Raw genomic sequence first — 24,401 nt, 5'->3', positions numbered from 1 at the left:
CGCGGAAAAGGGGCGTCTTCAGTGGCCGGCGGTTGCGAGCGTCGTCTCGCTCACCTCGCCGCGTTCGATCTTCAGCGCAGAATCGGTGACCTCGCCGAGGAGTTGCGGGCTCGATTCGGTGACGAGCACGGCCAGATCCGGACGCTGCTCGCGCACCTTCTTCAGCGTGCGCGCATAATTGAGCGCGAGTGCGGGGGCGAGGCCCTGGAACGGCTCGTCGAGGAGCAGCACGTCGGTGGCGACCATGAGCGCGCGGCCAAGCGCCACCATCTTGCCCTGGCCGCCGGACAGCGTGCCGCCCGAGCGGTTGCGGAGCTCGGCAAGTTCCGGCATCAGCGCGAACACTGCATCCAGTCGCTCGCGCTTGAGGGCGTCGGTGAACCGCAGCGCGATGGCCGGCAAGAGCAGGTTTTCCTGAACCGACAGGCTCGGGATCATGCGGCGGTCCTCTGGCGCGTAGCCGATGCCGAGCGTGGGCCGCAGATAGGTCGGAACGTCCGCCAGGTCCCGGCTGCCCACCACAATCCGGCCTGCGGTGAGCGGCAGCAGGCCCATGATCGCCCGCAGCGTGGTCGTCTTGCCGGCGCCGTTGCGGCCGATCAGGACGGTGGTCTCGCCCTTGCGCAGGGCGAAGGAAACGCCGCGGAGAACCGTGTTGCCCGCGACCGCGACGCGGATGTCTTCGACCGTCAGCATCAGATCACTCCCACCACGTCGCGGAGCACCGCCGGATCCGTCAGCACCTGCTCCGGGGGCCCGTTGGCGGCGACCTTGCCCTGGCTCCACACGGCGACCCGGTCGGCGTAGCGACGCACGAGGTCCATGTCGTGCTCGACGAACACGGTGGTGACCTCCTGCTTGCGGAGGACGTCGGTGAGACGGTCCATCAGCGGAAACTTCTCGTCGCCGCTGACGCCCGCGGTCGGCTCGTCGAGCAGCAGCAGGCGGGGTTTCAGGGCGAGCGCGATGGCGATATCGGTCAGCTTGCGCTGGCCTTCCGGCAGCGTGGCCGCGTTGGAGGAGGCGATCTCGGCAAGGCCGACCATGTCGAGGAGGCGCATTGCTTCCTCCCGGTAGGCAGGGCGGTCGAGGGGACGCCAGCCGTCCCAGAAGCCGCGATGGGCCGCCACCGCGAGGGTGAGGTTCTCGATGACGGAATGCTCGCCGAACAGCTGCGGGATCTGGAAGGCGCGGGCGATGCCGAGCTTCGTGATGTCCCGCGGCTTGCGGCTGGTGATGTCGCGGCCGTCGAGCCGGATGGTGCCCGACTTCGGCTTCACATAGCCGGTGCATAGGTTGATCAGGGTGGTCTTGCCGGAGCCGTTCGGCCCGATGATGGCGAGGAACTCGCCGGGCATGACGTCGATGCTGGCGCCGGCCGCGGCGCGGACGCCGCCGAACGAGACCTCGACATTGGAGACGGAAAGAAGCGGCTCGGTCATTTCACGCTCCTTCGGGCGGCGAGGCGGTCGAGGAGGCCGTACAGCCCGACGGGGAGGAAGAAGATGACGATCAGCAGGCCTGCTCCGACGATGAGGTTCCAGGTGTCGGCCACGTAGATGACCGCGAACGAGCGGACCATCTCGAGGAAGAACGAGCCGATGAACGGGCCGACGACACCGCCGATGCCGCCGAGCACCGCGACGAGGACGAGCTGGCCCGAGGTGGTCCAGTAGGCCAGCTCCGGAACGACGTGGCCGACCAGCAGCGCGTGCATGCCGCCGCCGAGGCCGGCCAGGGCCGCCGACAGCGTGTAGGCCGAGAGAAGCACGCGCGGCACCGAGACGCCGAGATATTCGAGCCGGATCTCGTTGGTCTCGACCGCGGAGAGCGCCTCGCCCATCGGGCTCTTGAGATAGCGGTGGACGAGCAGGCAGACCACCACCACCAGCGCCAGCCCGCCGTAGAGCAGCAGCGGCTCCAGCGTGGTGCGCTCCAGCTGGGCGCCGAACAGGGTGGGCGTGTCGACGCGCATGCCGTCGGTGCCGCCGGTGAACTTGTAGAGCTTCGACAGCAGCGTGAAGAAGACCATCGAGACGGCGAGGTTGAGCATGGCGAAGAAGATGCCGCGGTAGCGCACCATGAACAGGCCGATCATCGCTCCGGCGAGGCCGCACACGAGGACCGTTGCGACCAGCTGCAGCACGAGGTCGGTGACCGCGCTGCCCGACAGGGTGGCCACCACGTAGGCGCCGAGGGCGTAGAAGGCGGCGTGGCCGATGGAGATCAGCCCGGCGCGCAGCAGGATGGCGACGCCGAGGGCGGCGAGGCCCTTGGCCAGCACCACGGTGAAGACGAAGCCGAGCCACGGAAACAGCAACGGGACGATGGCGAAGATGGCCGCAAGGACGATGTGGATCGCGATCCGCATGATGGTCAGATCCTTCTCGCCTGGGCCGCGCCGAACAGTCCGTAGGGTCGGACGAGCAGCACGGCGAGCATCACGAGATAGGGCATCACGGGCTCCAGGGCGGGGGCGTAATAGATGGCGAGGACACGGGTCAGGCCGACGATGACGGCGGCGATGGCAGCACCTTCGATCTGGCCGAGGCCACCGATCGCGGCGACCGCAAAGCCCAGCACGATCGCGTCGGCGCCGAGACCGGGCGCCACGCCGGAGGTTGGCGTTGCCAGCGCGCCGCCGAGGGCTGCGAGGAACACGCCGATGGTGAAGGCGGCCGAGTAGACCCGGCGGGCGTTGATGCCCAGCGTCTGCGAGATTTCGGGATCCGCGACCACCGCGACGATGAACTTGCCGAGCCGGGTGTGGCTCAGCATGAGGCGCAGGCCGACGATGGTGAGGACGGCGAGGGCGATCATCAGGAGCTGGTAGTTGAGATAGATGATGCCGCCGATCTCGGAGACGCCGAGCACCTGCATCGCGGCATCCTGGTAGAAGGACTGCACGCCGAAGACGAGCTTCTGCAGGTCCTCGAAGACCAGGAACAGCGCGAAGGTCACCAGGATCTGCACCGCCTCCGGCTTGCCGTAGGTCCAGCGGATGAACGTCGCCTCGATGAACGGCCCGAGCAGCGCGGCCACCAGGACGGCGCTGAACAGCAGGATCGGGAAGGACAGCCACGGGCTCAGCCCGGCGCTGGCCGCGACGCCGCCGATCGACACGGCGATGTAGGCACCGATGGAATAGAAGCTGCCGTGGGCGACGTTGAGGACGCGCAGGACGCTGAAGACGAGCGTCAGTCCGACGGCGATGAAAAAGATGGTGGCCGACGCCGCCAGGCCGTCCACCAGCATGGGAATGATGACGTCCATGACGTGCCCGGTTCTTCTCGTTTCGTAGGCGTCAAACCGGACGGGGCGAGGGTATCGCCCCGTCCGGGGTGCGCAGGGGTGACCGAAAGCTCGGCGGTTCGACCTACTTGTAGGAGCCGGCCTTCGGCAGGGAGGCCGCGAACTCCGGCGTCAGCGTGCCGATCCAGGCCATCGGCTCTTCACCGACCGGCGGCGTGATCTTCTCGGCCGGGTAGCGGGCCATGTCGACGATGACCGGGAAGTCGTAGTCGTCGGTCTTCTTGGTGACGCCGACGATCTGGTCGACGAGACCGTCATGGTCTTCGCGGACGGTCACGGTGCCGGTGAGGGTGGTCAGTTCGAGACCCTCGAGCGCATCGCGCAGATCTTCGCGGGACGGCCAGCCGTCGCTCGCGGCGATCGCCTTCTCGTAGGCGGCCTTCACGGCAAGGATGGTGTTGGCCATCTTCATGGACGGGAAGACCGGATATTCCCCGAACTTTTCCTTGTAGTCGGCGACGAACTTCTTCGTCTCCTCGTTGGCTTGGGCGTCCGGCGACATCCACCAGCCGTCACCGAGCACGCCGACGATGACGCCGTCCGGAAGCTCGGTGCGCTGCAGGGCCGACTCACCCAGCGCCAGGACGACCTTGGAGCTCTTGAACAGGCCGCGGGCGCTCGCCTGGCGGATGAAGTTCTCCAGATCCGCGCCCCAGAGGTTGGAGAAGATCACGTCGGGTCGCGCCGCTGCGATGCGGGAGATCTCGGTGTTGAAGCTCGGCGAGCCGAGTTTCGGAAACAGCTCGGCAACGATCTCGGTCTTCGGGTTGAAGGCCTTCATGGCGCCGGTGAAGATCTGCGCGGCATCGTGCCCGAACGCGTAATCGGGGTTGATGATGGCGATGCGCGTGGCCTCGGGATCGGTCTCGGCCAGATAGGCGGCATAGGCGACGAATTCCGGGATCGTCGAGGAATTCGGGCGGAAGACGTAGTCGTGCGTCTCTTTCAGGAACAGCTGATGGGTGTCGCAGTTCCAGGTGACCATCGGCATCTTCAGCTGATCGGCCACCGGGGCAAGCGCCATGCAGTTGCCGCTCGACAGCGCGGCGACCATGACGTCCATCGTCTGGTCTTCGGCGAGACGGCGGAACTCCGACACGACGCCTTCGCCGCCCTGCGCTTCATCGACGTAGGTGGGCGCGATCGGCACGCCGCCGATGCCGCCGGCCGCGTTGATCTGGTCGATCATCAACTCGGCGGCGTTGCGGCCGGGCATGCCGTAGGCGGCGGCCGGACCGGAGGTGAAGGTGAAAACGCCCATGCCGATCTCGGCGGGCTTCTCCTGCGCCCAGGCCGGCACGGAGCCGATGATCAGGGCTGCGCCCAATGTCGCGGCAAGTTTCCGCATCTTCCGTCTCCCTCGTGGTTCGGGGCCGGGGCACGCTCCGCGCCCGGCCAGACTGTCTGCGCGCGAGGAGACCGTTGAAGGCGTGGAACAGCCCCTCGCGCCGGAACACGATTCCATCTAAAAAGAACTTGTGAAATTTCACAAGGGTATTAGTTCATCTAAATGATGGAAATGCGGGCAGGCACGCTTTCGCGCCAATCGGCGCATGCCGTGGTGACTGATCCGATGGACCGATTCTTGGGTTGCGGCCGCGGGCCGTGCGGATGCGAGGGAAGGGCGACTGACATGACCGAACTGACCGTTCACATCGAGAGCCGGGACGGCTCCCGTCAGGAAACCTTCAGCATCACGGATCTCGTCATCGCCGGCTGGACCGGCCGGAACAAGGAAGCGATGGAGCATCACATCGCCGAGTTGGAGGCCCTTGGCGTCAAGCGGCCGCCGCAGACGCCGATGTTCTACCGTGTGTCCACCAGCCGTCTGTCGATGGCCGACGAGATCGAGTGCCTCGGCGGAGCGTCGAGCGGTGAGGTCGAGTTCGTGCTGATCTCCGCGCGCGGCGGCCTGTATGTCGGCGTCGGCTCTGACCACACCGATCGTGAGGCTGAAACCGCGGGCGTGACGCTCTCGAAGCAGATGTGCGACAAGCCGGTGGGCGGCACCGTGTGGCCCTACGACGAGGTCGAGGGCCACTGGGACCAGCTCGTCGTGCGCAGCCACGCCGTCATCGACGGCGAGCGGGTGCTCTATCAGGAAGGGCCGGTGGCCGGCATGCTGTCGGCCGAAACGCTGATGACCGGCTATAGCGAGACCGGACGGCTCGCGCCGGGTACCGCCATGTTCGGCGGTACGCTGTCTGCGATCGGCGGCATCCGCCCGGCGACCCTTTTCGAATGCGAGCTCTGGGACCCCGTGCTGAACCGGGGGCTATCCTGCGCCTACGGCGTGAAGTCGTTGCCTGACCTCGGCTGAGCGTATAGCCCGCAGCGGGGCGGAGATGAGTGGCATGCAGGGAATGGGTGTCGGCGAGCAAGTGGAACACGGCGGGGCGGCTGCGCGCGCGCGCGACGGTCATGGTCCGCGCAAGTCCCTGCGCGAGCGGGCCTACGAGGCGATCAAGCAGCAGATCATCACCTGCGAGCTGCGCCCCGGCGAGGTTCTGAGCGAGGCGGCCGTCAGCGCGGCGCTGGACATCGGCCGCACGCCGGTTCACCAGGCCCTCGACCGGCTGATGATCGAAGGCATGGTCGATGTGCTTCCCCGCAAGGGCGTGATCGTCCGTCCGCTCAGCCTGGACGAAGCACTCGAGATCATCGACGTGCGCCTGGTTAACGAGACCTACTGCGTCCGGCTGGCCGCCGAACATGCCGACCGGGCCGATATCGCCGCCCTGCGCGCCAATCTCGATCGCATGACCGGCGCGTCTCGGCGGCGCGAAGTCGCGGAAATGATGCAGCTGGACCGGGAGTTCCACACGACGCTCTCGTCTGCCGGCCGCAATTCGATCCTCTCCGATTTCCTCGGCAATCTGCACGACCGGGCGCAGCGCTTCTGGTTCGTGTCGCTGCGTGCGCCCGACCACAACGACCGCGTCTGCGAGCAGCACGCGGCGATCGTGGACGCGATCGCGTCGCATGATCCCGAAGCGGCGGCAGCGGCCATGCGCTTCCACATCGAGGCGTTCCGCACCAACGTGACGCGCCAGATCTGACACCCGAGTACGACCGTGGACGGCTGGCCGAGCGCGCCTATTCGGCAGCATCCTTCGTGCGCAGGATCGCGACAAAGTCGGCGAAGCGCTCGCCCTGGATAGTCACGTGATCGCGCAGCGCGACCTCGGCCGCTTCGGCGTTTCCGGCCGTGATGGCCTCGACGATGGTGCGGTGCTCGGCCAGCGACTGCCCCATCCGCCGCGGAACCCTGAGCTGCAGGCGCCGATAGGTCATCAGCCGCTGGTGCAGGCGGGTGGCCTCGGCGGCGAGATAGTCGTTGCCGCTGGCCGCATAGATGATGGCGTGGAACTGGCCGTTCTCGGCGTAGTAGGCGTCGGGATCGCCCGCCGCGGCCGCCGCCTCGCAAGCGGCGAGGCAAGAGGTCAGGCGTTCGAGCGCTTCCCGCTCCGCGCGCCGCGCCGCAAGCCGCCCGGCCATCCCTTCCAGCCCGGCCATCACCTCGAACATCTGGATCAGGTCGCGCGTCGACACCCGGCGGACGAAGGCGCCGCGGTTGGGGATCAGGTCGACAAGTCCGGTGGACGCAAGTTGGCGGACGGCTTCGCGCACCGGGGTGCGCGACACGCCGAACCGGCGGGCCAGCTCCTGCTCGTCGAGGCGCGCTCCGGCCGCGGGGGCGCCGGTCAGAATCTCGTGCTCCAGCGCGTCGCGGATGTCCTGAACACGGGAACGGGAGGCGCGGGCACGGGGCGAGGTGGGGGTCATCGTCGGGGAACCTGTCGGCGTCTCCGGTTGCATGCACAGCGACTGGCCGGACGGCCGACGCACTCCTTCGCCGGCGGCCCTGCCTTCCTGTCAAATCGTATACAACTGCATTGACATCGCATGCAACAGCTGGTTGCCTGCCCTCAACGTGCGGGACATGCACGGATCGAGGGAGGAACTCCAATGAACGCGAAAGCTGCAATCCTGTCCGCCGTCTGCGTTGCTGCGCTGACCGGTGGCGCCTACGCCGACGACATCACCCTGCGCGCGTCGCATCAGTGGCCCGGCGGCAAGGGCGACGTGCGCGACGTCATGGTGCAGATGATCGGCGATGAGATCGCCAAGGCCGACGTCGGGCTGAAGCTGCAGGTCTTCCCGGGCCAGTCGCTGTTCAAGGCGCAGGACCAGTGGGGCGCGGTGACGAAAGGGCAGGTCGACATCACCGCCTTCCCGCTCGACTACGCCTCCGGCCGCCATCCGGAGTTTTCCGCGACGCTGATGCCGGGCCTGGTCGGCAACCACGAGCGCGCCCAGCGCCTAAACGACTCTCAGTTCATGGAGACGATCAAGGCCTCCGTCGACAAGGCCGGCGCGATCGTGCTGGCGGATGCATGGCTGGCCGGCGGGTTCGTGTCCTCCACGGAGTGCGTCACCACGCCGGAGAGCGCCAAGGGCCAGATCCTCAGGGCCGCGGGCCCGGCGTTCGAGGAGATGCTGGTGGGCGCCGGCGCCTCGATCTCCTCGATGCCGTCGTCGGAAATCTACACCGGCATGCAGACCAACGTGCTGACCGGGGCCAACACGTCGTCGGGCTCCCTCGTCTCCTACCGGATCTACGAGGTGTCCAAGTGCCTGACGGCGCCGGGAGAGAACGCCCTGTGGTTCATGTACGAGCCGATCCTCATGTCGAAGCGCTCGTTCGAGAAGCTGAACGAGAAGCAGCAGCAGGCGCTGCTCGATGCGGGCGAGAAGGCCGAAGCCTACTTCGCCGAGGAAGCGGCCAAGCTCGATAGCAAGATGATCGAGACCTACAAGAAGGCCGGCGTCGAGGTCGTCGAGATGTCGAAGGAGAACTACGACGCCTGGCTGAAGATCGCCCAGGACACCTCCTATAAGAATTTCGCCGAAAAGGTGCCGAACGGTCAGGAACTGATCGACCAGGCCCTCGCCGTCAAATAGGCAGGCTTGACCGGGCGGGGTTGCATCAGCCCCGCCCGGCATTTGTCCGGGGGCTCTTTCGGCCGGGCGGGTCGATCCCCGCGACGAAGTCGGCACCCGTTTCACGCACCCGAGCGTACTCCGCCCGCCCGGATTCCGTCGATCCGAGCCGGGATCGCTCTTCTGGGGGAGAGTTCCGATGCGCGGCTTGGTGGCTGTCGTATCCTGGTTGTCGCGCGTTGCCGGCGTGGTCGCCGGCGTGTTGCTGTTCACGGCCGTCCTGTCGGTCAGCCACATGGTGTTCGTGCGCTATGTGCTCGGCCACTCGACCGTCTGGCAGACCGAATACACGACCTACGCGATCGTCGCGGCGACATTCCTCGGCGCACCCTGGACCCTCATGGTCCGTGGCCACGTCAACGTCGATCTGCTGCCGCTTGCCGCCGGCCGACGGGGCCGCATCGTGCTGGAGGCATTGAGCGGCCTGGCCGCATTGGTCTTCGTGACGCTGTTCGCCTACAGCGCCTGGTTCTTCGTGGAGGAGGCGTGGGTCAATTCCTGGCGCTCCGAGACCGTCTGGTCCGTGCCGCTATGGATGCCGGTTGCCCCCATGTTCGTCGGAACGGCGCTGCTGGCGCTCCAGTACGTGGCCGAACTGATCAAGCTTCTGCTGTTCGGGCCAGACGTCGGCGACGATGGCCTTCTCGCCTCCGGTTCCGCTCCGTTTTCCGGCACGCGCCATGACCCGGAGGCAACCCGCTCATGAGCCCGTTGACCTCCGGTCTCGTCATGCTGGCCGCGCTGTTCGTGCTCCTCAGCATCGGCACGCCGATCGCGTTCGCCCTCGGCCTCGTCGCCCTGGGCGGGCTCTACACGGTCTATGGCGGCTCGTTCCTGGAAACGCTGGGCGAGCAGATGTTCACGGCACTGTCGTCGTTCAGCCTCGTCTCGGTGCCGATGTTCATCCTGATGGGGGCCGCCGTGGCGTCCTCGCCAGCCGGAAAGGACCTCTACGAGGCGCTCGACCGGTGGCTGAACCGGGTGCCGGGCGGCCTCGTGCTGTCGAATCTCGGGGCCTGTTCGATCTTCGCGGCGCTCTCGGGCTCATCGCCGGCAACCTGCGCGGCGATCGGCAAGATGGGCATTCCGGAGATGCGCGCCCGCGGCTATCCGGCGGAGATCGCCGCAGGCTCGATCGCCGCCGGCGGGACGCTCGGGATCCTGATCCCGCCTTCGGTCACCATGATCGTCTACGGCATCGCCACCGAGACCTCGATCGGGCGGCTGTTCCTGGCGGGGCTCGTGCCGGGCTTCATGCTCACAGTGTTCTTCATGGTGTGGACGGTCATTGCCTGCAAGCGGCGCGGGCTCGGCCTGACCGACCTCGCCAAGCGCTTCACCATGCGCGAGCGCTTCCGGGCCTTGCCGCGGGTGCTGCCGTTCCTCGCCATCGTCGTGGGCGTGCTGTTCACCCTGTACGGGGGCGTCGCGACACCGTCCGAGGCGGCGGGCGTCGGGGCGCTGTTCTGCCTGATCCTGGTGGTGCTGATCTACGGCGTCTTCTCCAGGAGCTGGAAGTTCCGGCAAATGCCGGTGATCTTCCGCGACACGCTCAAGGAAAGCGTGATGATCATGCTGATCATCGGCGCCTCGGAAATTTTCGCCTTTGCGCTGTCGTCGCTGTTCATCACCCAGTCCGTCGCCCAGGGCATCGCGGCGATGGACGTGAACCCCTACGTGCTGCTGGCGATCGTCAACCTGTTCCTGCTGGTGGCCGGGTTCTTCCTGCCGCCGGTCGGCGTCATCCTGATGACCGCGCCGATCCTGATCCCGATCATCACCGGCGCGGGCTTCGACCCCTACTGGTTCGCAGTCGTGCTGACCATCAACATGGAGATTGGCCTGATCACCCCGCCTGTGGGCCTTAACCTCTACGTCATCAACGGCATTGCGCCGGACATCTCGTTGAGTCAGATCCTGCGCGGGTCGCTTCCCTACGTGCTGTGCATGGTGCTGGGAATCGTCGTGCTGTGCGTGTTTCCCGGAATCGCTCTCTTCCTTCCAAACCTGGTGATGGGGCCTGGTCTATGAGCGGCGTGTCTCTGCTGTCCGATCTCCTGGGAACCCTCGCCCGCCGGTCCTGGCTTGGCGAGAGGCCGGCGGAAAAACGGCTGACCGTCGACGAACTGGAGGGCCTGTGCAGCAAGCTCGTCCGGTCGCGCGGCGAGGCGACCGGCGTGCGCATCGCAGCCGACATCCTGCAGGGCGTGAGCGCGCTCGAAGACGACGAGATGCCGGCATTCTTTCGGATGCTGGCCGATCGGTTCGCGCCCGATGCCGTGCGGCTGGCCGACGCCGCGCGCGCCTACGCCGCCGAACCGGATCATCACGCGCTGGCACGTCTTCAGGCCGAGGCCGAGCCGCCGCGGCAGGAGCTGTTCCGGCGGCTCAATCTGGCGCCAGGCGGCACCTTCGAACTGGTGCGGCTGCGCGAGCGGCTGCTGCCGCTGGTGCGCGAAGGCGACGATGCCTTCCTGTCCGTCGACCTCGACCTGCAGCACCTGTTCGGGTCCTGGTTCAACCGCGGCTTCCTGGTGCTCAAGCCGATCAACTGGGACACGTCGGCCCGGGTTCTGGAAAAGATCATCGCCTACGAGGCGGTGCACGCGATCGACGACTGGGATGCGCTGCGCGAGCGGCTCGAGCCGGAGGACCGGCGGTGCTTCGCCTTCTTCCATCCGTCCATTCCGGACGATCCGCTGATCTTCGTGGAGGTGGCGCTGACCCGCGAGATCCCGGCGAGGATCGACACCGTGCTTGCCAGCGACCGCGAGAGAATCAAGCTGGAGGACGCCCAGACGGCCGTCTTCTATTCGATCTCCAACTGCCACAAGGGGCTCGCCGGTGTCTCGTTCGGGTCGTTCCTGATCAAGCAGGTCGCCGAGGATCTGAAGGAAAGCCTGCCGACCCTGAAGACCTTCGTGACCCTCTCGCCGGTGCCGGCCTTCGCCAGGTGGCTGGACAACCTGCCGAAGTCCGCCGTGGCGCGGCTGGAGGCGGGCGAGAAGCAGGCGATCTCCATCGTGGCCGAGACGGGCTGGGCTCGGGATGCGGAGGCCGCCGAGCGTGCGGAGGCGGGTCTTCTGTCGCTGGCGGCGCGCTATTTCCTCACGGCCAAGCGCGACGACGGCCAGCCAGTGGATCCGGTCTCGCGCTTCCATCTCGGCAACGGCGCGCAACTGCACCGCATCACGCATCTGGGCGACGCATCCCCGGGGGGACTCCGACAGGCGCATGGGCTGATGGTCAACTATCTCTACGACCTGCCGCGCGTCGAGGAGCGCCATGAGGCCTATGCTGATGCGCGTACGATCGCCGCCAGCCGCCAGGTGCTCAACCTCCTGCCCTCCCGTGCCGCGCAGACATCCGTTACCGACGCTTCCGCAGAGACCGCCGCATGACGAACCATCTTTTCAACGGGTTGCTCGAGACAGGACTGGCCGCTCCCGAGCGGCGATTTGCGGTTCTCACGAACGGTGAGAGCTTCACCTACGGCGACCTCGACACGATGTCGGCGCGCATGGCCAACGTGCTTGTCGCGAGCGGCGTGGAGCCCGGCGACCGGGTGGCCGTCCAGGTCGAGAAATCGGTCCAGGCGCTCGTGCTCTATGTGGCGACCGTGCGCGCGGGGGCGGCTTTCCTGCCCTTGAACACCGGCTACACGCCCAGCGAGATCGCGTATTTCCTGACGGATGCCGCCCCGCGCGTCTTCGTCTGCGATCCGGGCACGCAGGACACCCTGTCCGACATTGCCGACAAGGCCGGCGCAGCGGTGCTGACGCTGGGCAGGTCCGGCAAGGACGGCACGCTGGCGGAGCAGGCCCGGAACGCGGCGGCCACATTCGCTCCGGTGCCGCGTGGCGCCGACGATCTGGCCGCGATCCTTTACACGTCAGGGACCACCGGGCGCTCCAAGGGGGCGATGCTGAGCCATGAGAACCTGCTGTCGAACGCGCGCGTCCTGAAGGACACCTGGGCCTTCACGCCGGACGACGTGCTGCTGCATTGCCTGCCGATCTTCCACACCCATGGACTGTTCGTGGCGACGAACACCGCGCTGGTCTCCGGCGCGTCGCTGATCTTCCTGCCGAAGTTCGATCTCGACGAGATCTTCGCCCAGATGCCCCGGGCGACATCGATGATGGGGGTTCCGACCTTCTACACCCGGATGCTGACCGATGCGCGCCTGACCCGCGAGCTGGCAGGCCACATGCGGCTCTTCACGTCCGGTTCCGCGCCGCTTCTGGCCGACACGCACGTCGCCTTCGAGAAGCGCACCGGCCAGCGGATCCTCGAACGCTATGGCATGACCGAAACCAACATGAACACCTCCAACCCCTACGACGGGGAGCGCCGGGCCGGGACGGTCGGATTCCCGCTGAAGGGCACCGAGGTGCGCATCGTCGGCAAGGAGACCGGCCAGCTGCTGCCTGATGGCGAGATCGGCGTGATCGAGGTGAAGGGGCCCAACGTCTTCTCGGGCTACTGGAAGATGCCGGAGAAGACGGCTGCGGAGTTCCGCGAGGACGGCTTCTTCATCACCGGCGATCTCGGCGTCGTCGACCCGGACGGCTACCTGACCATCGTCGGCCGCGACAAGGATCTGGTGATTTCGGGTGGCTACAACGTCTATCCGAAGGAAATCGAGGCGTTCGTCGACGAGTTCCCCGGCGTCGTCGAAAGCGCCGTCATCGGCGTTCCGCACCCCGATTTCGGCGAGGGCGTCGTGGCCGTCGTCGTTGCCGAACGGCCGATCGAGGAAAGCGCCCTCCTTGCGTCCCTGCAGGGGCATCTGGCGAAATACAAGCAGCCCAAGCGGGTGATGTTCGTCGACGAGCTGCCCCGCAACACGATGGGCAAGGTTCAGAAGAACCTGCTGCGCGACGCCTATTCCGGGCTGTTTTCGTAGGATCCCGGCAAGGCCCCGGCGAAACAGGGACGGGAGACTGGGCGCGAGGTCAGGTTTCCTTGGGAGCTGCCGGTGTCTGCTCGGGAGCTCCCAGGGTCTGCTGGCTTTCGTCGAACAGGCGCTGCTGCTCGGCCACGGCCTTGGCCAGGAGCTCGGATGTCAGCAGCCCACGTTCGACCAGGAACGCGCCGATCTTGCCGTGCCGGCCCGGATCGTAGGCGTCGATCGCAGCACTGAGATCGTAAGGCGAAATCATGCCGGTTTCGATCAGTAGCTCGCCGAGCAACGGTGCAACCGGCCGATCGTGGATGGGCGCCTCGATCCCCGACACGATGCGGATGGCCGATGTGACTTCGCTCTCCGTGGCGATGTTCAGGGCGTAGCCATCGGGCAGTTGTGCCGCGAGTTCGCGTTCGTGATCGATCGACAGCGGGCCGGCCACCGCCAGCTGGACCCTGCCGTCCGCGGCGCGGCCGAAAGGAACCGCGCCGCAGTGGATGCACACGCGCTGGGGCAGGACGTCCGCGTGGGCCTTCACCATCGCCGCGGTCGGCCGGCAGCGCGGCAGCCCGCTCTGGAAACTGATCGCCTCGGCGAGGGTGTCCTCGTCGAGCGCGCCGCGCAGGATCAACGTCCGGCCGAGCGGCAGGTGGGATTCGGCCTGGTCGACGAGCGCGTCCGTCAGCACCCGCGCGTCGACGGCTTTCCATGAGACCAGCAACTCGCCCAGCCGCTGGCTGCGGTTTGCGGTCTGCTCAAACGACGGAAAGTCGTGCATGGTCTTGTCCCAGACCAGCTTCTTCCCGAACAGATAGTTGGCCAGGAACAGCCGCCAGGCGCGCGCGGCGGCGAAGAAGTTGATGAAATTGCCGATGACCATGCGCGGTGCCGACAGCAGCGCGTGCTCCCAGCCATAGATCCGGCCGACGAAGTACATGCGCTGGATCACCCGCAGCGACAGCGCGACCGCGTTCGCCTTGAGCGCGAAGGCGATCCAGCCATCGGGCTCAATGAGCGTCGGGAAGCGCAGCGTGGCGATCCCGAACAGGGAGCAGAAATACAGGACCATCACCTGCAGGACCAGCAGGTAGGCGATGATGCTGACGAACGAGGTGACCAGGCCCTTGCGGTCTCGGAACAGGAGATAACGCTCGGCCAGCCCCCCGCGCCAGCCGATCTGCTGCCACCCCTGCAGGGCGATGCCGAGCGTCCAGCGCGCTTTCTGTCGATAGGCCGTGCGAAACGTGTCGGGGAAATATTCGCGCACACACATCGGCATCTCGATCCGATGCCGCTTGTCCCGGCCGTAGCCGAACCAAGTGTGTCGTGAGACCTCGTAGCGCACCGGAAACTGGCAGAACACGCCCTGCAGCCCATAGGCGGACAGGCGGACGCCGATGTCGTAGTCCTCGGTCAGGCTCTCGACGCTGAACGGTTGGTTCCGGTCGCGCTCGCACAGGAGGAGGAGGGCGCGGCGCGAGAAGCAGGTGCCGACGCCCGCCGACGGCACCATGCCCGACATGCTTTCGCGCACGACGAGGTCCTTGGCGTGCCATTCGGCGAACTCGTCCATGTAGGTGCCGGCAACGAGTTCGTACCAGTCGCGCTCCAGCGAGGTCACCGGGATCTGGATTAGGTCCTTGCGCGGCAGAAGGTAGTTGAAGAATCGCAGCTCCAGGGGGTGGAGGACGTCCTCGCTGTCGTGCAGCACGACGCCGGCGAACTCGATGCCGTGCGTCTTCTCGTATCCGAAGATCGAGGCGATGATCCAGTTCAGGCAGTCGGCCTTACAGGTCGGCCCGTCGTGCGGAACCTCGACGCGGACGAGCTGTCCGTAGCGCCGCCGCATCCGTTCCACTTCGGCGATCGTGCGCTCGTCGTTGCGGTAGGTGCCGGCAAAGATGGTGTAGGTGCCGTAGTCGAGCGTGTTGACCATGTTCTCGAGCATCGGCGCGATGACGTCGTACTCCAGCCACGCCGGGATCATGATGGCGATCGGCTGTTCGGGACGCTCCAGGATCTGGCTCGCCTCGAGCGGCTTGTGGGTGCGCCACACCGTCACCGAACGCCAGATCCGGCGCGTCCAGTACCAGGCGTCGATGAAAAGGTCGTCGACGCTGGAGACGAGGATGATCAGGCTGACGAGCCCGATCAGCAACTCCAGCGTCGAGTAGTAGGACGCGACGAAAAACGGCGCATAGGGGGACATCGTCTTGCGTCAGTTCTTCTTGGCACGGCGGCGGGCGAACACGGCGCGCAGCACCATCAGGAAGAAGAGAAGCACGACGGCGGCGGCGATAGGAACCCGCGCCTCCCAGGCCTTGAGCAGGAACGTCTCGGCCTTCTTGGCCACCGTGCCGCCGTCCTGGATCTTGTCCGCTTCACGGACCGCGGAAGGCGACAGGATGGACCCGTCCGGCGTGATCACGGCAACGCTGTCGCGACCGAATCGGAAGGGCTGGTTGACGGTGGGCAGGGAGGTGCCGATCGTGCGCACCTCGATGCCCTTGTGGCCTTCGATGTCGAAGGCTTCGGCGACCACGAGCTCGTCGATCGGCTGGACGTCGATGACGACGTTGCCGTCCCGGTTGACGACCAGGCGGCCGTCCCGGACCGAGACACTGGATTGCGCCCCGGCAACGGTGTCTCCGAATGCAAGGAAGGGACCGCCGACGGTGACCGGCGCGTCGACGGCGCTGAAGCTCGTCCGTTCGACGGAAATTCCTGTCGCGTCGGCGCCACGCACCACAAGCGGCAAGGAGAGTTCCGGGTCTGTCAGATAGCTCGTCGGCACGATCAGGCGAGGATTGTCGGCAAGGCTGGCGACCGCCGCGACGAAGCCTTCCAGCCGGCCAGGCTTGCCGAGCATGATCCGGCTCGTCGGCAGGACTTCGGCCGGAAATGGCTGTGGCGTCTCCGAGCAGTTGTAGCTCGACGGCTGGCGCTGGACGCGCACCGTGAGCCGGTTTCGCTCGGCAAGCGCGTAGGCCGGTATCGCGGCGGTGATCTTCGTCGCGCTGCCGTTTTCCGGGAGCCGTGCAGCGCCCAGCAGGTAGTCGTTGAGAAGCACGGAGGCGACAGGCGAGGAGTTCGATGCTCCGGGCGCGGCCGCGACGTCAATCACCACGTCGGAAGGGAGGAGACCCTTGGTGGCGACGGAGCTGAAGTCGAAGACGGTCGTCCAGTCGCTCTGGGCAAGGACGTCGAACGTGCCGCGGGAGCCGCCGAGCTGCACCAGCGAAACGCTGCCGCTGTCGCCGCCATCCGGATCGATCGCGTTGATGGTCATGGACCGCGATGCGGCAAGCTTGCGCCAGAAGCTGGCGAAAAGGGTCGCAGCCTTGCCCGCCCCGTCGGGGGCAATCGCGATCAACGGTCGGTTGGCGAGGGTGGCGAGGACAACGGTCTGAGCCGTGTCGGCCGTCGCGAAACTCGCCGCATGGTCGCGCAACTGACCAAACGCTGCCTCTGCCTCTGCCTCCGCTCCGCTCACCTGCTGCGCGAGCGCATCCAGCGCATCCGTTATCTCGGCCTGGAGCGCCGCGTCGGAGATCGCCAGATCGGCGGCGAGGGGGCTCGCCGGCAGGAGAAGCAGCGCGCCGAGTTCGGCCTTGTCGGCGATGGTGTGAATGCCCCCGTCGTGGAGGCTGGCAAACGCCGGGATCCGGAGGAGCGCCGCCGGCACCTCGAGGTCGGTCGTGTCCACGTCATCGCCGACACCCGGCAGGGTGCGGAACGTCGTGGATTTTCCTTCGTGCTCGAGCGCAACGCCGATGCGCCATGCCGCGTCGTAGGCCTCTGCCGACGTGGCCCTGCCAGAAACCAGGACGATGGGTTGAGACGGAAGCGCGCTCCAGGCAGTCAAGAGATCGGTGATGCCGGCGGTGTCGTAGCGGAACTGGAAGCGCGAGGCAGGGTCGATCGCGATGAGGTCGCCAGTCGTCCGCGCTTCGCTGCAATAGTCGTCCACCGCAACCGACCAGCGCAGGCCGAGCTCCACGAAACCGCTGGGACGCGGCGCGGCGTCCACGCCGATCACGAGGTTCAGGGGCCCCTTCTCGGAGGTGGGCGCGCGCGCGGCGACCGGGTATCCGTCGACGGACACGACGAACGTCGTTCGGCGATCCTCGGCCCGGAAATAGCGGCTCTTGAGCGAGAGCTCGGCGTCCTTGATATCGAGGCCCGTCGGGACCGGCAGGTAGACGAGCCGGCTTGCGTCGAGGGACGCCAGGGTTTCGGGCTTCGTCAGGCCGATGTCGGAGAATGTGTAGCTGCGTGTCACCCAGGTGTCGGTCTGCAGAGCCCCGAAGGCATCGACCAGGGACGTCTCGGTATCCTGGGCCTGGACGGCAAGCGTCGACGAGGCAAGGGCAAAGGCTCCGAGCAGTACGGCCCGGACGTGCGGCGTGAAGCAGATCATGGGCGGACTGTCTGTTCTTTTTCCTGGCGCAGCCGGAGTGCTGGCGCGCGTTGCGGCGGTGTTACGAATGGGTGCAGGCGTCGACGGACGGGTTGAACTCCTCGATTGCGTCGCCTTTGAGAACAGCGACGATCCGCTGCGCCGCTCGGCCGTCGCCGTAGGGATTCATGGTGCGTGACATCTGCATATAGGTGTCCGGGCTGTCGCAGAGGCGTGAAACTTCGGTAACGATCCGTTCGGGATCGGTGCCGACCAGCCGCACGGTGCCGGCGGCAACGGCCTCCGGACGTTCGGTGACGTCCCGCATGACCAGCACCGGCTTGCCGAGCGAGGGCGCTTCTTCCTGCACGCCGCCGGAATCCGTCAGGATGACGTGGGCCCGCCGCATCAGATAGACGAATGGTGCGTAGTCGAGGGGAGGGAGCAGGTGGATTGCCGGCTGGGCCCCGAGCATCTCGTTCACCGGCCCCTGGACGTGCGGATTGAGGTGAACCGGATAGACGATCTGCACGTCGTCGCGCCGGGCAAGGGTTGTCAGCGCCCGGCAGATGTTCTCGAAACCGGAGCCGAAGCTCTCCCGGCGATGGCCCGTCACCAGGATGATCTTCCGCCGCGGGTCGAGGAAGGCAAACTCCTCCGCCAGGCGGGAGAGCAGGACGGGGTCGGCCTCGATCGCCGCGATCGTTGCTTCCAGCCCGTCGATCACCGTGTTGCCGGTCACGAAGATCCGGCCGGCGGCCTGACTGCGCAGCAGGTTTTCCTTCGCCGTCGCGGTCGGGGCGAACAGCAGGTCTCCCACCAGATCGATGACGCAGCGGTTCATTTCCTCCGGCCACGGCTGACTGAGGTCGAAGGTCCGCAGCCCCGCCTCGACATGGGCGACCGGGATGTGGCGGTGGAAGGCGGCAAGCGCGGCTGCCATGGCCGTTGAGGTGTCGCCATGCACCAGCACGCGGTCGGGCCGGATGTCGGCCAGGACGACGTCCACGGCACCGATCGCCTTGGCGACGAGGCCGTTCAGCGACTGGTCGCGCGTCATGATCTGGAGGTCGTGGTCTGGCCGGATGCGGAACAGGCTCAGCACCTGCTCGAGCATTTCGCGATGCTGACCGGTGACGCACACGATGGACTGGATGGCCGGATCTGCCTCGAGGGCCATCACCACCGGCGCCATCTTAATGGCTTCCGGGCGTGTTCCGAAAATGGAGAGAACTCTCACGGCAACCACCTGACGTTTCGTCGGGGTGCGAGATCCACCCACGACCTGCCAATCTTACTTGCGGGGGCCTGGCTGGGGCTGGCGCGGCAGGTCGCCGATGCGCCGGGCCGCAGCGCGGATGGTCGGCGATGCCGGATCATCCGGGGGCAAGCTCTTACGTCCGCCAGAACCGTGTGTCGACCCTGGGAGCGGCCTCCCTGTGGCACTTTGAATCAGCCGGAAGGGCCTCGTTCCCGCAGAGCGTGGCCGGCGGGCAGCGCGCCTTTCTGCGATGCCGGGCGGTCAGCGGAAGGGCTGGACGCTCGACTCTCCGGACTCGATGATCAGCAAAGGTCGCGAATTGATTCGCGCAGCCGGCACCCCTCGGTCGGAACGGTCGACCTGTCCTCGTCCGCGCTCAGGACCAACGTCGGAGATCTGACGTGTCTATTGGGCTCCTGCGGCGGCGTGTCGAGGGCCTCGCCCATCCCGAGGCGTACGGAGGAAAGGCCAAGCTACAGGTGTACGCGTTGCGATCTGGTAAACGGGGGGTGTTTGCTCCGGGCGAAAGGCGAGAGCCGAACTCAGGGCACGCCAGGCACGCGTTTGCGCTGCACGTCAGATCACTCGGGCGTCGTGTCATCCTGGCCTTGCTTTTCTCCGGGGCGGTGTCGGGGCAATTCGCCTCTGCCCAGCAGGCAGGACAGGAAGACATGGTGCCGCCGCCCGACGCTCCTGCCGCCTCGTCCGGCGATACCTCACGGCCCGATCCTGCGACCTCCGACGATGCGGGGCCGGCTGACGCCGAGGAACCGGTCAGCGGCGAAGTCGAGGTTGTCCCGCTGCCGTTGACCGGCCCCGCCTATCTGCTGGCCGACAAGGCATACGCCGAGCTGGAGGCCGGCGACTACGACGCCGCGATCGCCGACACCCGCGAGGCGCTGCGCCAGCGGCCGGATGTGCAGCGGCTGAAATACCTGCTCGTCGATGCGCTCGTGGCGGCGGGTCGGCGCGACGAGGCGGCGGCGACCATCGAGGGTTTTCTCCAGTCCTCGCCGGACGATACGCGACTCCTCGATACGCTGGCGATGTTGCGGGCCGGGCCTGCGGGGCCGACCCCCGCCTTCCTTGCAGCGCGGGATGCGTACGCCGCCTATGCCGCGCGCAACTATCGCCTGGCGGTCGCGCGTGCCGAGGACGCGGTCAGGCTCGACCCGGACAACGCTGCCTATCGGCGACTGCTGGCCAACGCCCGGGCGGCGATCGCGGCCAGCCGTCCCGATCCGGGCTTTGTCGCGGCGCAGGCGGCATATCGGGCCTATGATGCCGGCCGCTTTGAGGAGGCCGCGTCCAGCGCACGGACCGCGGTGCGCCTCGATCCCGGCAATCGCAGCTACCGCCTGCTGCTCGCCGATGCCCTGTCCGGCGCCGGGAACCCGGAGCAGGCGCTCGGCGTGCTCGAAGCGCTTCCAGGCCAGGACCGCTATGACATCGTCTCGCGCAAGGCGGTTGCCGAGGCCGCGCTCGAGAACTGGGACGCCGCCGCAGCTGCCTATCGCCAGGCCCGCCGCATGGCGCCGACCGCCGCCGACCGCGCATCGGCGGCCGCAGGGGAGATCCGGGCAACGGCCGCTGCCGGCGACACTGCCGAGGCGGGCCTCCTGTTCGACGCGGCAAACTCGGCTGGCGCGCTGGCGCCGCTGTCCGATCTCGATCGCGCCTACACTGCGGTCGCGGCCGGCCGGGAGGCGGCGGCGCTGAGCGCCTTCGATGCCGCGCGTGCCGCCGGCAAGGTGCGCGGTACCACCAATTTCGACGCGGCCTACGCGGCCAAGCATGCGTTCCAGAACGCCGATGCCCTCGGTTACTTCAGGTCAGGCATCGACGATGCCGTCGCCGCGGGCCAGGACATCAACGATCCGACGCTGTTTGCCATCCGGCGCGATGTCTCCGACCTCGCGCGCGTGTGGGGCGCCTACCTGACGCTTTCGCATGCGCCGCTCGGCGCGGCCCAGGCCGGCTCCGGCGTCTCGTCCTTCACCAACGGCTCGGCGATCACTCAGCTCGGCGCCGAGGTCTTCTGGCGGCCGCCGGCGATCGGCTATCGCGACGGCGCGCTGTTTGAGTTCTTCGCCCGCGACTTCATCACGTTGCATGACGAGTCGGGAGATCCCACAGGGTTCAGCACCCAGCAGGGGATGGTGGGCGCGCGCTGGAAACCCCTGAAAGACTGGAACCTCGTCTTCGAGGTCGCGAAACTCATCAAGCTGGGCTCGGATGCGCGCAACGATACCGTGCTGCGCACCGCGTTTTCCGAGGGAATGGGCACGGACCTGCGCGTCGACGTGCCGTCCTGGTGGATGTGGCAGGTCTACGGCGAGGTGGACTACTATCTGGAGAATCCGCAGACGATCGTGCTGGCGGACGGACGGGTGGGCCGCAGTTTTCGCCTCGACGCCCTCAGCGACCGGCTGGTGGCCACGCCCTTCGTCGGGATTTCCCAGAGCTACGACAGCTCGCTGGCGACGGCAGAAGCGTTGGGCGCCGGACCCGGCATCGCGCTGCGCTACTGGTTCCGCGAGGACACCTACAACGCCCCGCGCTCCTATGTGGACGCCAGCATCCGCTATCACGCCAGGCTCACGGGTGACGACCGGGCCGAGGGCGTGTTCGGTGGCATCACTTTCTACTACTAGGGCTTGTTCGGCGCGTGCGGGAAGGCTCGACGGCGGCACATCGCCGGGAGCGACCTGTGAGGTCCGGACGGAGCGGGAGGATGGCGATGCGGTGGAGGCTGGTTGCGGCAATCGCCCTCACGCTCGTGGTCCTGGCCGGCATCTTCGCCGGATGGCGCTGGTGGCCGGCGCCGGACGCGGCGCCGCGGATCGCGGGGGTGTTCTGGCAGCCGGATCGGACGACCGCACGCCCCGAGGGCAACTGGGACCTGCTCGGAGCGCGCACGCTGGTGGTGCAGTTCGGCATCGCCGGGGATGTCGCGTTCTTTGCGGGCCTGAGCGAACAGCCGGTGTCGCCGCTTCCCGACTGGCCGCGGATCGCCCGGGAGCCCTGGGCCAAGGAGGTGATCCTCGGCCTTGCCGGAGCCTATGACGAACCCTGGGCGCGTGCGCACGTGGCCGAGCTGGTGGAACGGTCCCGGCAGATCGCGGCGCTGAAGACGCCCCTGAACGTCACCGGGTTCTACTTTCCCGTCGAAGTGGACCCGACCTGGACCGACGCGCCGGCAATCGCGCCGCTGCTCGATCAGTTGCCGCGCCCGTTGTGGATCAGCGTCTACGACACCTCCAACATCGGGCCGGACACGCTGGTCGACTGGCTCGAGACGTGGCTGCCGGCAGATGTCGGGGTGTTCTTTCAGGACGGGGTCGGCGTCTACGCGCGCTCGCCGGAAGTGGCGCGGGACTATGCCGAGGTGATGCGCCGACGTCTGGGGGAGAAGCGGTTCCGGCTCATCGCCGAGGCCTTCCGGCCGAAGCCCGGCGGCGGCTTTCGAACGGCCACCGCCGGGGAACTCGTGGTGCAGCTCGACGCCTACGATGGCTTCGAAACCTACCTGTTCGACGGTCCGCACTACGTCTCGGACGCCCTCGTCGAACAGGTGCTGAAGACCGAGTAGCCGGTCACCGTCGAGCCGAGCGACCGGCCGTCCTTGTCCTACTGGGCGGCGACGATAATGATCTCGACCAGATGCTTGGGCGTGGCGAGCTTGGCTTCGCCGGTGGCGCGCGCCGGCGCGTGGCCCGGAGCCACCCAGGCGTCCCAGACGGCGTTCATCTCGGCGAAGTCGGCCATGTCGGCAAGCCAGATGGTGGCCTGCAGGATGCGCGTCTTGTCGGTGCCCGCGGTCGCCAGATGCGCGTCGATCTGCTCCAGGATGGTTTTCGTCTGGTCGGCCACGGTGGTGTCCGGCGTGCCGACCTGGCCTGCCAGGTAGACGGTGCCGTTGTGGATCACGACCTGGCTCATGCGCGGGCCGGTCTCGTGTCGGATGATGTCGCTCATTGTATCCTCTGGGTGGGAAGGGCTCAGGCTTCTGCGAAGCCCTGCAGAACGTGGGTGAGGTTGTCTCCGAGGGCGTCGGACAGATACCCGCCCTCCTGCACGAAAAGCGTGTCCAACCCAAGCCCCGCGATCGCCGCACCGATCCGGGCAAAGCCCGGGGTCGTCACCGCCAGCCCCTTGAACGGGTCGTCGACGTGGGCATCGAGCCCCAGGGCCACGACGAGCGCGTCGGCGCCGAAGGCCGCGGTTCGCTCGAAGGCGGTGTCGAGGGTTGCGAGGAAGCCGTCGTCGGCGGTGCCGCGCTCGAGCGGGAGGTTGAGGTTGTATCCGACCCCGCCGCCCGCGCCGCGTTCGTGGCCGTGGCCCCAGAAGAAGGGATAGAAGCGCACCGGATCGGCGTGGATGGAGACGGTGAGCACGTCGGCGCGGCCGTAGAAGATGCCCTGGGTGCCATTGCCGTGGTGCACGTCGACATCGAGGATCGCCGGCCGGCGTCCGGCCGCGCGCAGTCGCTCGGCGGCGATGGCGGAATTGTTGAGGAAGCAGAACCCGCCGGCAAGATCGCCGAAGGCGTGGTGGCCGGGCGGTCGGCTCAGCGCGTAGACGCGGCGTGTGCCGGACGCGATGAGGTCCGCGCCGGCGAGGGCCGTCTGGGCAGACCAGTAGGCGGCCTCGTAGGTGCCTTCAGCAATCGGGCACGCGGTGTCGGCCTGATGATAGCCCGCCTGTCCGACGGCGGATCTGGGGTAGGAATCGCTGCGGTTGGCCGGGTGGATGTTGGGGATCACCTCCGGCCCGGCCCCCTCGATCCGACGCCAGCGCGCGTGGATGCTCTTCAGGAACGCCAGATACTCCGCCGTGTGGATCGCCGCGATTGGTCCGATGCCGGCATCGGACGGAGCGTCGAACACGCAGCCCGCCGCTTCGGCCGCTGCCTTGAGCAACTCGATGCGCCGGGGCTGCTCCGGATTGGGCAGGATCGCGCCATTGGCCATGAAGTGCCGCGGATCGTGGCGCCACTGGCGGTCGTCGAAGAACGCTTTCATCGGGGGGCTCCCTGCCTTGCGGCCAGCGACGCGAAGCCGGCTGCATCGAGTGTCAATGTCGTCTCGCCACTGGAAGCGATGAAGCCGAGCCGATCGTAGAAGGCCCGGGCCCGCACATTGTCGTCGTAGACGACGAGCTTCAGGAAGCGTGCGCCCCAGACGGTTGCGGCATCCTGCGCCGCGGCGGCGAGCAGGCGTTGGCCCAACCCGGCACCGCGTACCGATGGGGCGGCCCACAGGTCGGACACGTACACGCCGGCTCCGGCCCGCACCGTGGAGAAGACCGGCGAGTAGAGGGCCGCGCCGACGACCGCGCCGCCGGCTTCGGCCAGCTGGGCCCGGAACGCCGGATGGGGCCCGAAGCCGGCCTCCCGCAGCTGCTCCGGCGTGGCGCCATGGGGATCGCCGATCGCTTCGGACAGCCGGCGCAGGGCGGTATCCAACCGCTGCACGTCGTCCGCTTCGGCCAGCCTGATGGTGATGTCCGCCATG

General features: G+C 67.4%; 21 protein-coding genes. 9 read left to right on the top strand and 12 right to left on the bottom strand.

The genetic code is table 11. The annotated features are described in order from the left end of the window. Window positions 1-18: 18 nt before the first annotated feature. From ACSSVZ_RS14290 to ACSSVZ_RS14270, 5 genes are all read right to left on the bottom strand, one after another. Window positions 19-696 carry an ABC transporter ATP-binding protein gene (locus ACSSVZ_RS14290; RefSeq protein ID WP_453971046.1) on the bottom strand — a complete coding sequence of 226 codons (678 nt, stop codon included), beginning with the start codon at window positions 694-696 and terminating at the stop codon, window positions 19-21. After that, entirely contained in the window at window positions 696-1,442 is a 747-nt protein-coding gene (locus ACSSVZ_RS14285) for an ABC transporter ATP-binding protein (RefSeq protein ID WP_453971044.1), read from the bottom strand. The genes ACSSVZ_RS14290 and ACSSVZ_RS14285 overlap by 1 nt, the downstream gene beginning before the upstream one ends. Then, window positions 1,439-2,371 (bottom strand): branched-chain amino acid ABC transporter permease, encoded by a 933-nt coding sequence (locus tag ACSSVZ_RS14280; RefSeq protein WP_453971042.1) that lies wholly within the window; start codon window positions 2,369-2,371, stop codon window positions 1,439-1,441. The genes ACSSVZ_RS14285 and ACSSVZ_RS14280 overlap by 4 nt, the downstream gene beginning before the upstream one ends. 5 nt (window positions 2,372-2,376) lie before the next feature. Further along, window positions 2,377-3,273: a branched-chain amino acid ABC transporter permease gene (locus tag ACSSVZ_RS14275; protein WP_453971040.1), complete on the bottom strand. Its 897-nt coding sequence runs from the start codon at window positions 3,271-3,273 to the stop codon at window positions 2,377-2,379. A 103-nt stretch (window positions 3,274-3,376) separates the two neighbouring features. Then, a complete protein-coding gene (locus tag ACSSVZ_RS14270) occupies window positions 3,377-4,660 on the bottom strand; it encodes an ABC transporter substrate-binding protein (protein ID WP_453971038.1) in 1,284 nt (427 codons plus the stop codon). A gap of 285 nt (window positions 4,661-4,945) precedes the next feature. Between ACSSVZ_RS14270 and ACSSVZ_RS14265 the strand changes: the two genes are divergently transcribed. Continuing rightward, entirely contained in the window at window positions 4,946-5,632 is a 687-nt protein-coding gene (locus ACSSVZ_RS14265) for a DUF2848 domain-containing protein (RefSeq protein WP_453971036.1), read from the top strand. Window positions 5,633-5,666: 34 nt separating this feature from the next. Beyond that, window positions 5,667-6,371: a GntR family transcriptional regulator gene (locus ACSSVZ_RS14260; protein ID WP_453971034.1), complete on the top strand. Its 705-nt coding sequence runs from the start codon at window positions 5,667-5,669 to the stop codon at window positions 6,369-6,371. Between the two features lie 37 nt (window positions 6,372-6,408). Here the strand turns inward: ACSSVZ_RS14260 and ACSSVZ_RS14255 are convergent, their stop codons facing one another. Continuing rightward, window positions 6,409-7,098 carry a GntR family transcriptional regulator gene (locus ACSSVZ_RS14255; RefSeq protein WP_453971032.1) on the bottom strand — a complete coding sequence of 230 codons (690 nt, stop codon included), beginning with the start codon at window positions 7,096-7,098 and terminating at the stop codon, window positions 6,409-6,411. Window positions 7,099-7,281: 183 nt separating this feature from the next. On the opposite strand from ACSSVZ_RS14255, the gene dctP reads away from it, so the two are divergent. The 5 genes from dctP to ACSSVZ_RS14230 all read left to right on the top strand — a co-directional run bounded on the left by dctP (window position 7,282) and on the right by ACSSVZ_RS14230 (window position 13,225). Continuing rightward, complete coding sequence (gene dctP / locus ACSSVZ_RS14250; protein ID WP_453971030.1) at window positions 7,282-8,277, top strand: TRAP transporter substrate-binding protein DctP; 996 nt, start codon at window positions 7,282-7,284, stop codon at window positions 8,275-8,277. A gap of 178 nt (window positions 8,278-8,455) precedes the next feature. After that, a complete protein-coding gene (locus ACSSVZ_RS14245) occupies window positions 8,456-9,022 on the top strand; it encodes a TRAP transporter small permease subunit (RefSeq protein ID WP_453971028.1) in 567 nt (188 codons plus the stop codon). Then, window positions 9,019-10,347 carry a TRAP transporter large permease gene (locus ACSSVZ_RS14240; protein WP_453971027.1) on the top strand — a complete coding sequence of 443 codons (1,329 nt, stop codon included), beginning with the start codon at window positions 9,019-9,021 and terminating at the stop codon, window positions 10,345-10,347. Before ACSSVZ_RS14245 ends, ACSSVZ_RS14240 begins: the two co-directional genes overlap by 4 nt. Further along, window positions 10,344-11,717 (top strand): malonyl-CoA decarboxylase, encoded by a 1,374-nt coding sequence (locus tag ACSSVZ_RS14235; protein WP_453971025.1) that lies wholly within the window; start codon window positions 10,344-10,346, stop codon window positions 11,715-11,717. Before ACSSVZ_RS14240 ends, ACSSVZ_RS14235 begins: the two co-directional genes overlap by 4 nt. Further along, window positions 11,714-13,225 (top strand): malonate--CoA ligase, encoded by a 1,512-nt coding sequence (locus ACSSVZ_RS14230; RefSeq protein ID WP_453971023.1) that lies wholly within the window; start codon window positions 11,714-11,716, stop codon window positions 13,223-13,225. The genes ACSSVZ_RS14235 and ACSSVZ_RS14230 overlap by 4 nt, the downstream gene beginning before the upstream one ends. Window positions 13,226-13,274: 49 nt before the next feature. On the opposite strand, the gene ACSSVZ_RS14225 is transcribed toward ACSSVZ_RS14230, so the two are convergent. The 3 genes from ACSSVZ_RS14225 to wecB all read right to left on the bottom strand — a co-directional run bounded on the left by ACSSVZ_RS14225 (window position 13,275) and on the right by wecB (window position 18,864). Further along, window positions 13,275-15,434, bottom strand: coding sequence for a glycosyl transferase family protein (locus ACSSVZ_RS14225; protein WP_453971021.1), 2,160 nt, complete (start codon window positions 15,432-15,434; stop codon window positions 13,275-13,277). 9 nt (window positions 15,435-15,443) lie between these two features. Continuing rightward, window positions 15,444-17,645, bottom strand: a complete 2,202-nt coding sequence (locus ACSSVZ_RS14220) for a hypothetical protein (protein WP_453971019.1) — start codon at window positions 17,643-17,645, stop codon at window positions 15,444-15,446. A gap of 61 nt (window positions 17,646-17,706) precedes the next feature. Continuing rightward, window positions 17,707-18,864 carry a non-hydrolyzing UDP-N-acetylglucosamine 2-epimerase gene (wecB, locus tag ACSSVZ_RS14215; RefSeq protein WP_453971018.1) on the bottom strand — a complete coding sequence of 386 codons (1,158 nt, stop codon included), beginning with the start codon at window positions 18,862-18,864 and terminating at the stop codon, window positions 17,707-17,709. 422 nt (window positions 18,865-19,286) lie between these two features. On the opposite strand from wecB, the gene ACSSVZ_RS14210 reads away from it, so the two are divergent. After that, window positions 19,287-21,539 carry an NfrA family protein gene (locus tag ACSSVZ_RS14210; RefSeq protein ID WP_453971016.1) on the top strand — a complete coding sequence of 751 codons (2,253 nt, stop codon included), beginning with the start codon at window positions 19,287-19,289 and terminating at the stop codon, window positions 21,537-21,539. Between the two features lie 86 nt (window positions 21,540-21,625). After that, window positions 21,626-22,477: a hypothetical protein gene (locus ACSSVZ_RS14205; RefSeq protein ID WP_453971014.1), complete on the top strand. Its 852-nt coding sequence runs from the start codon at window positions 21,626-21,628 to the stop codon at window positions 22,475-22,477. Between the two features lie 38 nt (window positions 22,478-22,515). On the opposite strand, the gene ACSSVZ_RS14200 is transcribed toward ACSSVZ_RS14205, so the two are convergent. Genes ACSSVZ_RS14200 through ACSSVZ_RS14190 form a run of 3 tightly spaced genes read right to left on the bottom strand, consistent with a single transcriptional unit; the run spans window position 22,516 to window position 24,400 of the window. Next, on the bottom strand, window positions 22,516-22,863 hold the full coding sequence (locus ACSSVZ_RS14200) for a RidA family protein (protein WP_453971012.1): 348 nt from the start codon (window positions 22,861-22,863) through the stop codon (window positions 22,516-22,518). 23 nt (window positions 22,864-22,886) lie between these two features. After that, window positions 22,887-23,909, bottom strand: a complete 1,023-nt coding sequence (locus ACSSVZ_RS14195; protein WP_453971011.1) for a histone deacetylase family protein — start codon at window positions 23,907-23,909, stop codon at window positions 22,887-22,889. Further along, the gene (locus ACSSVZ_RS14190; protein WP_453971009.1) at window positions 23,906-24,400 is read right to left on the bottom strand and encodes an N-acetyltransferase family protein; all 495 of its coding nucleotides are present in this window, start codon (window positions 24,398-24,400) and stop codon (window positions 23,906-23,908) included. Before ACSSVZ_RS14190 ends, ACSSVZ_RS14195 begins: the two co-directional genes overlap by 4 nt. Window position 24,401: the final 1 nt, after the last annotated feature.

This window comes from Amorphus sp. MBR-141 (assembly GCF_053628695.1).
Note: the sequence above shows the minus strand (reverse complement) of the source record. Positions and strands in the feature narration are given on the sequence as shown.

Excerpts from the sequence above, each read along its gene's own strand:
- ACSSVZ_RS14275 (WP_453971040.1), bottom strand. The coding sequence starts at position 3,273 with ATGGACGTCATCATTCCCATGCTGGTGGACGGCCTGGCGGCGTCGGCC.
- ACSSVZ_RS14270 (WP_453971038.1), bottom strand. The coding sequence starts at position 4,660 with ATGCGGAAACTTGCCGCGACATTGGGCGCAGCCCTGATCATCGGCTCC.
- ACSSVZ_RS14245 (WP_453971028.1), top strand. The coding sequence starts at position 8,456 with ATGCGCGGCTTGGTGGCTGTCGTATCCTGGTTGTCGCGCGTTGCCGGC.
- ACSSVZ_RS14230 (WP_453971023.1), top strand. The coding sequence starts at position 11,714 with ATGACGAACCATCTTTTCAACGGGTTGCTCGAGACAGGACTGGCCGCT.
- ACSSVZ_RS14195 (WP_453971011.1), bottom strand. The coding sequence starts at position 23,909 with ATGAAAGCGTTCTTCGACGACCGCCAGTGGCGCCACGATCCGCGGCAC.
- ACSSVZ_RS14260 (WP_453971034.1), top strand. The coding sequence starts at position 5,667 with ATGCAGGGAATGGGTGTCGGCGAGCAAGTGGAACACGGCGGGGCGGCT.
- ACSSVZ_RS14290 (WP_453971046.1), bottom strand. The coding sequence starts at position 696 with ATGCTGACGGTCGAAGACATCCGCGTCGCGGTCGCGGGCAACACGGTT.
- ACSSVZ_RS14225 (WP_453971021.1), bottom strand. The coding sequence starts at position 15,434 with ATGTCCCCCTATGCGCCGTTTTTCGTCGCGTCCTACTACTCGACGCTG.
- ACSSVZ_RS14285 (WP_453971044.1), bottom strand. The coding sequence starts at position 1,442 with ATGACCGAGCCGCTTCTTTCCGTCTCCAATGTCGAGGTCTCGTTCGGC.
- ACSSVZ_RS14200 (WP_453971012.1), bottom strand. The coding sequence starts at position 22,863 with ATGAGCGACATCATCCGACACGAGACCGGCCCGCGCATGAGCCAGGTC.
- ACSSVZ_RS14220 (WP_453971019.1), bottom strand. The coding sequence starts at position 17,645 with ATGATCTGCTTCACGCCGCACGTCCGGGCCGTACTGCTCGGAGCCTTT.
- ACSSVZ_RS14255 (WP_453971032.1), bottom strand. The coding sequence starts at position 7,098 with ATGACCCCCACCTCGCCCCGTGCCCGCGCCTCCCGTTCCCGTGTTCAG.
- dctP (WP_453971030.1), top strand. The coding sequence starts at position 7,282 with ATGAACGCGAAAGCTGCAATCCTGTCCGCCGTCTGCGTTGCTGCGCTG.
- ACSSVZ_RS14240 (WP_453971027.1), top strand. The coding sequence starts at position 9,019 with ATGAGCCCGTTGACCTCCGGTCTCGTCATGCTGGCCGCGCTGTTCGTG.
- ACSSVZ_RS14280 (WP_453971042.1), bottom strand. The coding sequence starts at position 2,371 with ATGCGGATCGCGATCCACATCGTCCTTGCGGCCATCTTCGCCATCGTC.
- ACSSVZ_RS14235 (WP_453971025.1), top strand. The coding sequence starts at position 10,344 with ATGAGCGGCGTGTCTCTGCTGTCCGATCTCCTGGGAACCCTCGCCCGC.
- ACSSVZ_RS14190 (WP_453971009.1), bottom strand. The coding sequence starts at position 24,400 with ATGGCGGACATCACCATCAGGCTGGCCGAAGCGGACGACGTGCAGCGG.
- ACSSVZ_RS14265 (WP_453971036.1), top strand. The coding sequence starts at position 4,946 with ATGACCGAACTGACCGTTCACATCGAGAGCCGGGACGGCTCCCGTCAG.
- ACSSVZ_RS14205 (WP_453971014.1), top strand. The coding sequence starts at position 21,626 with ATGCGGTGGAGGCTGGTTGCGGCAATCGCCCTCACGCTCGTGGTCCTG.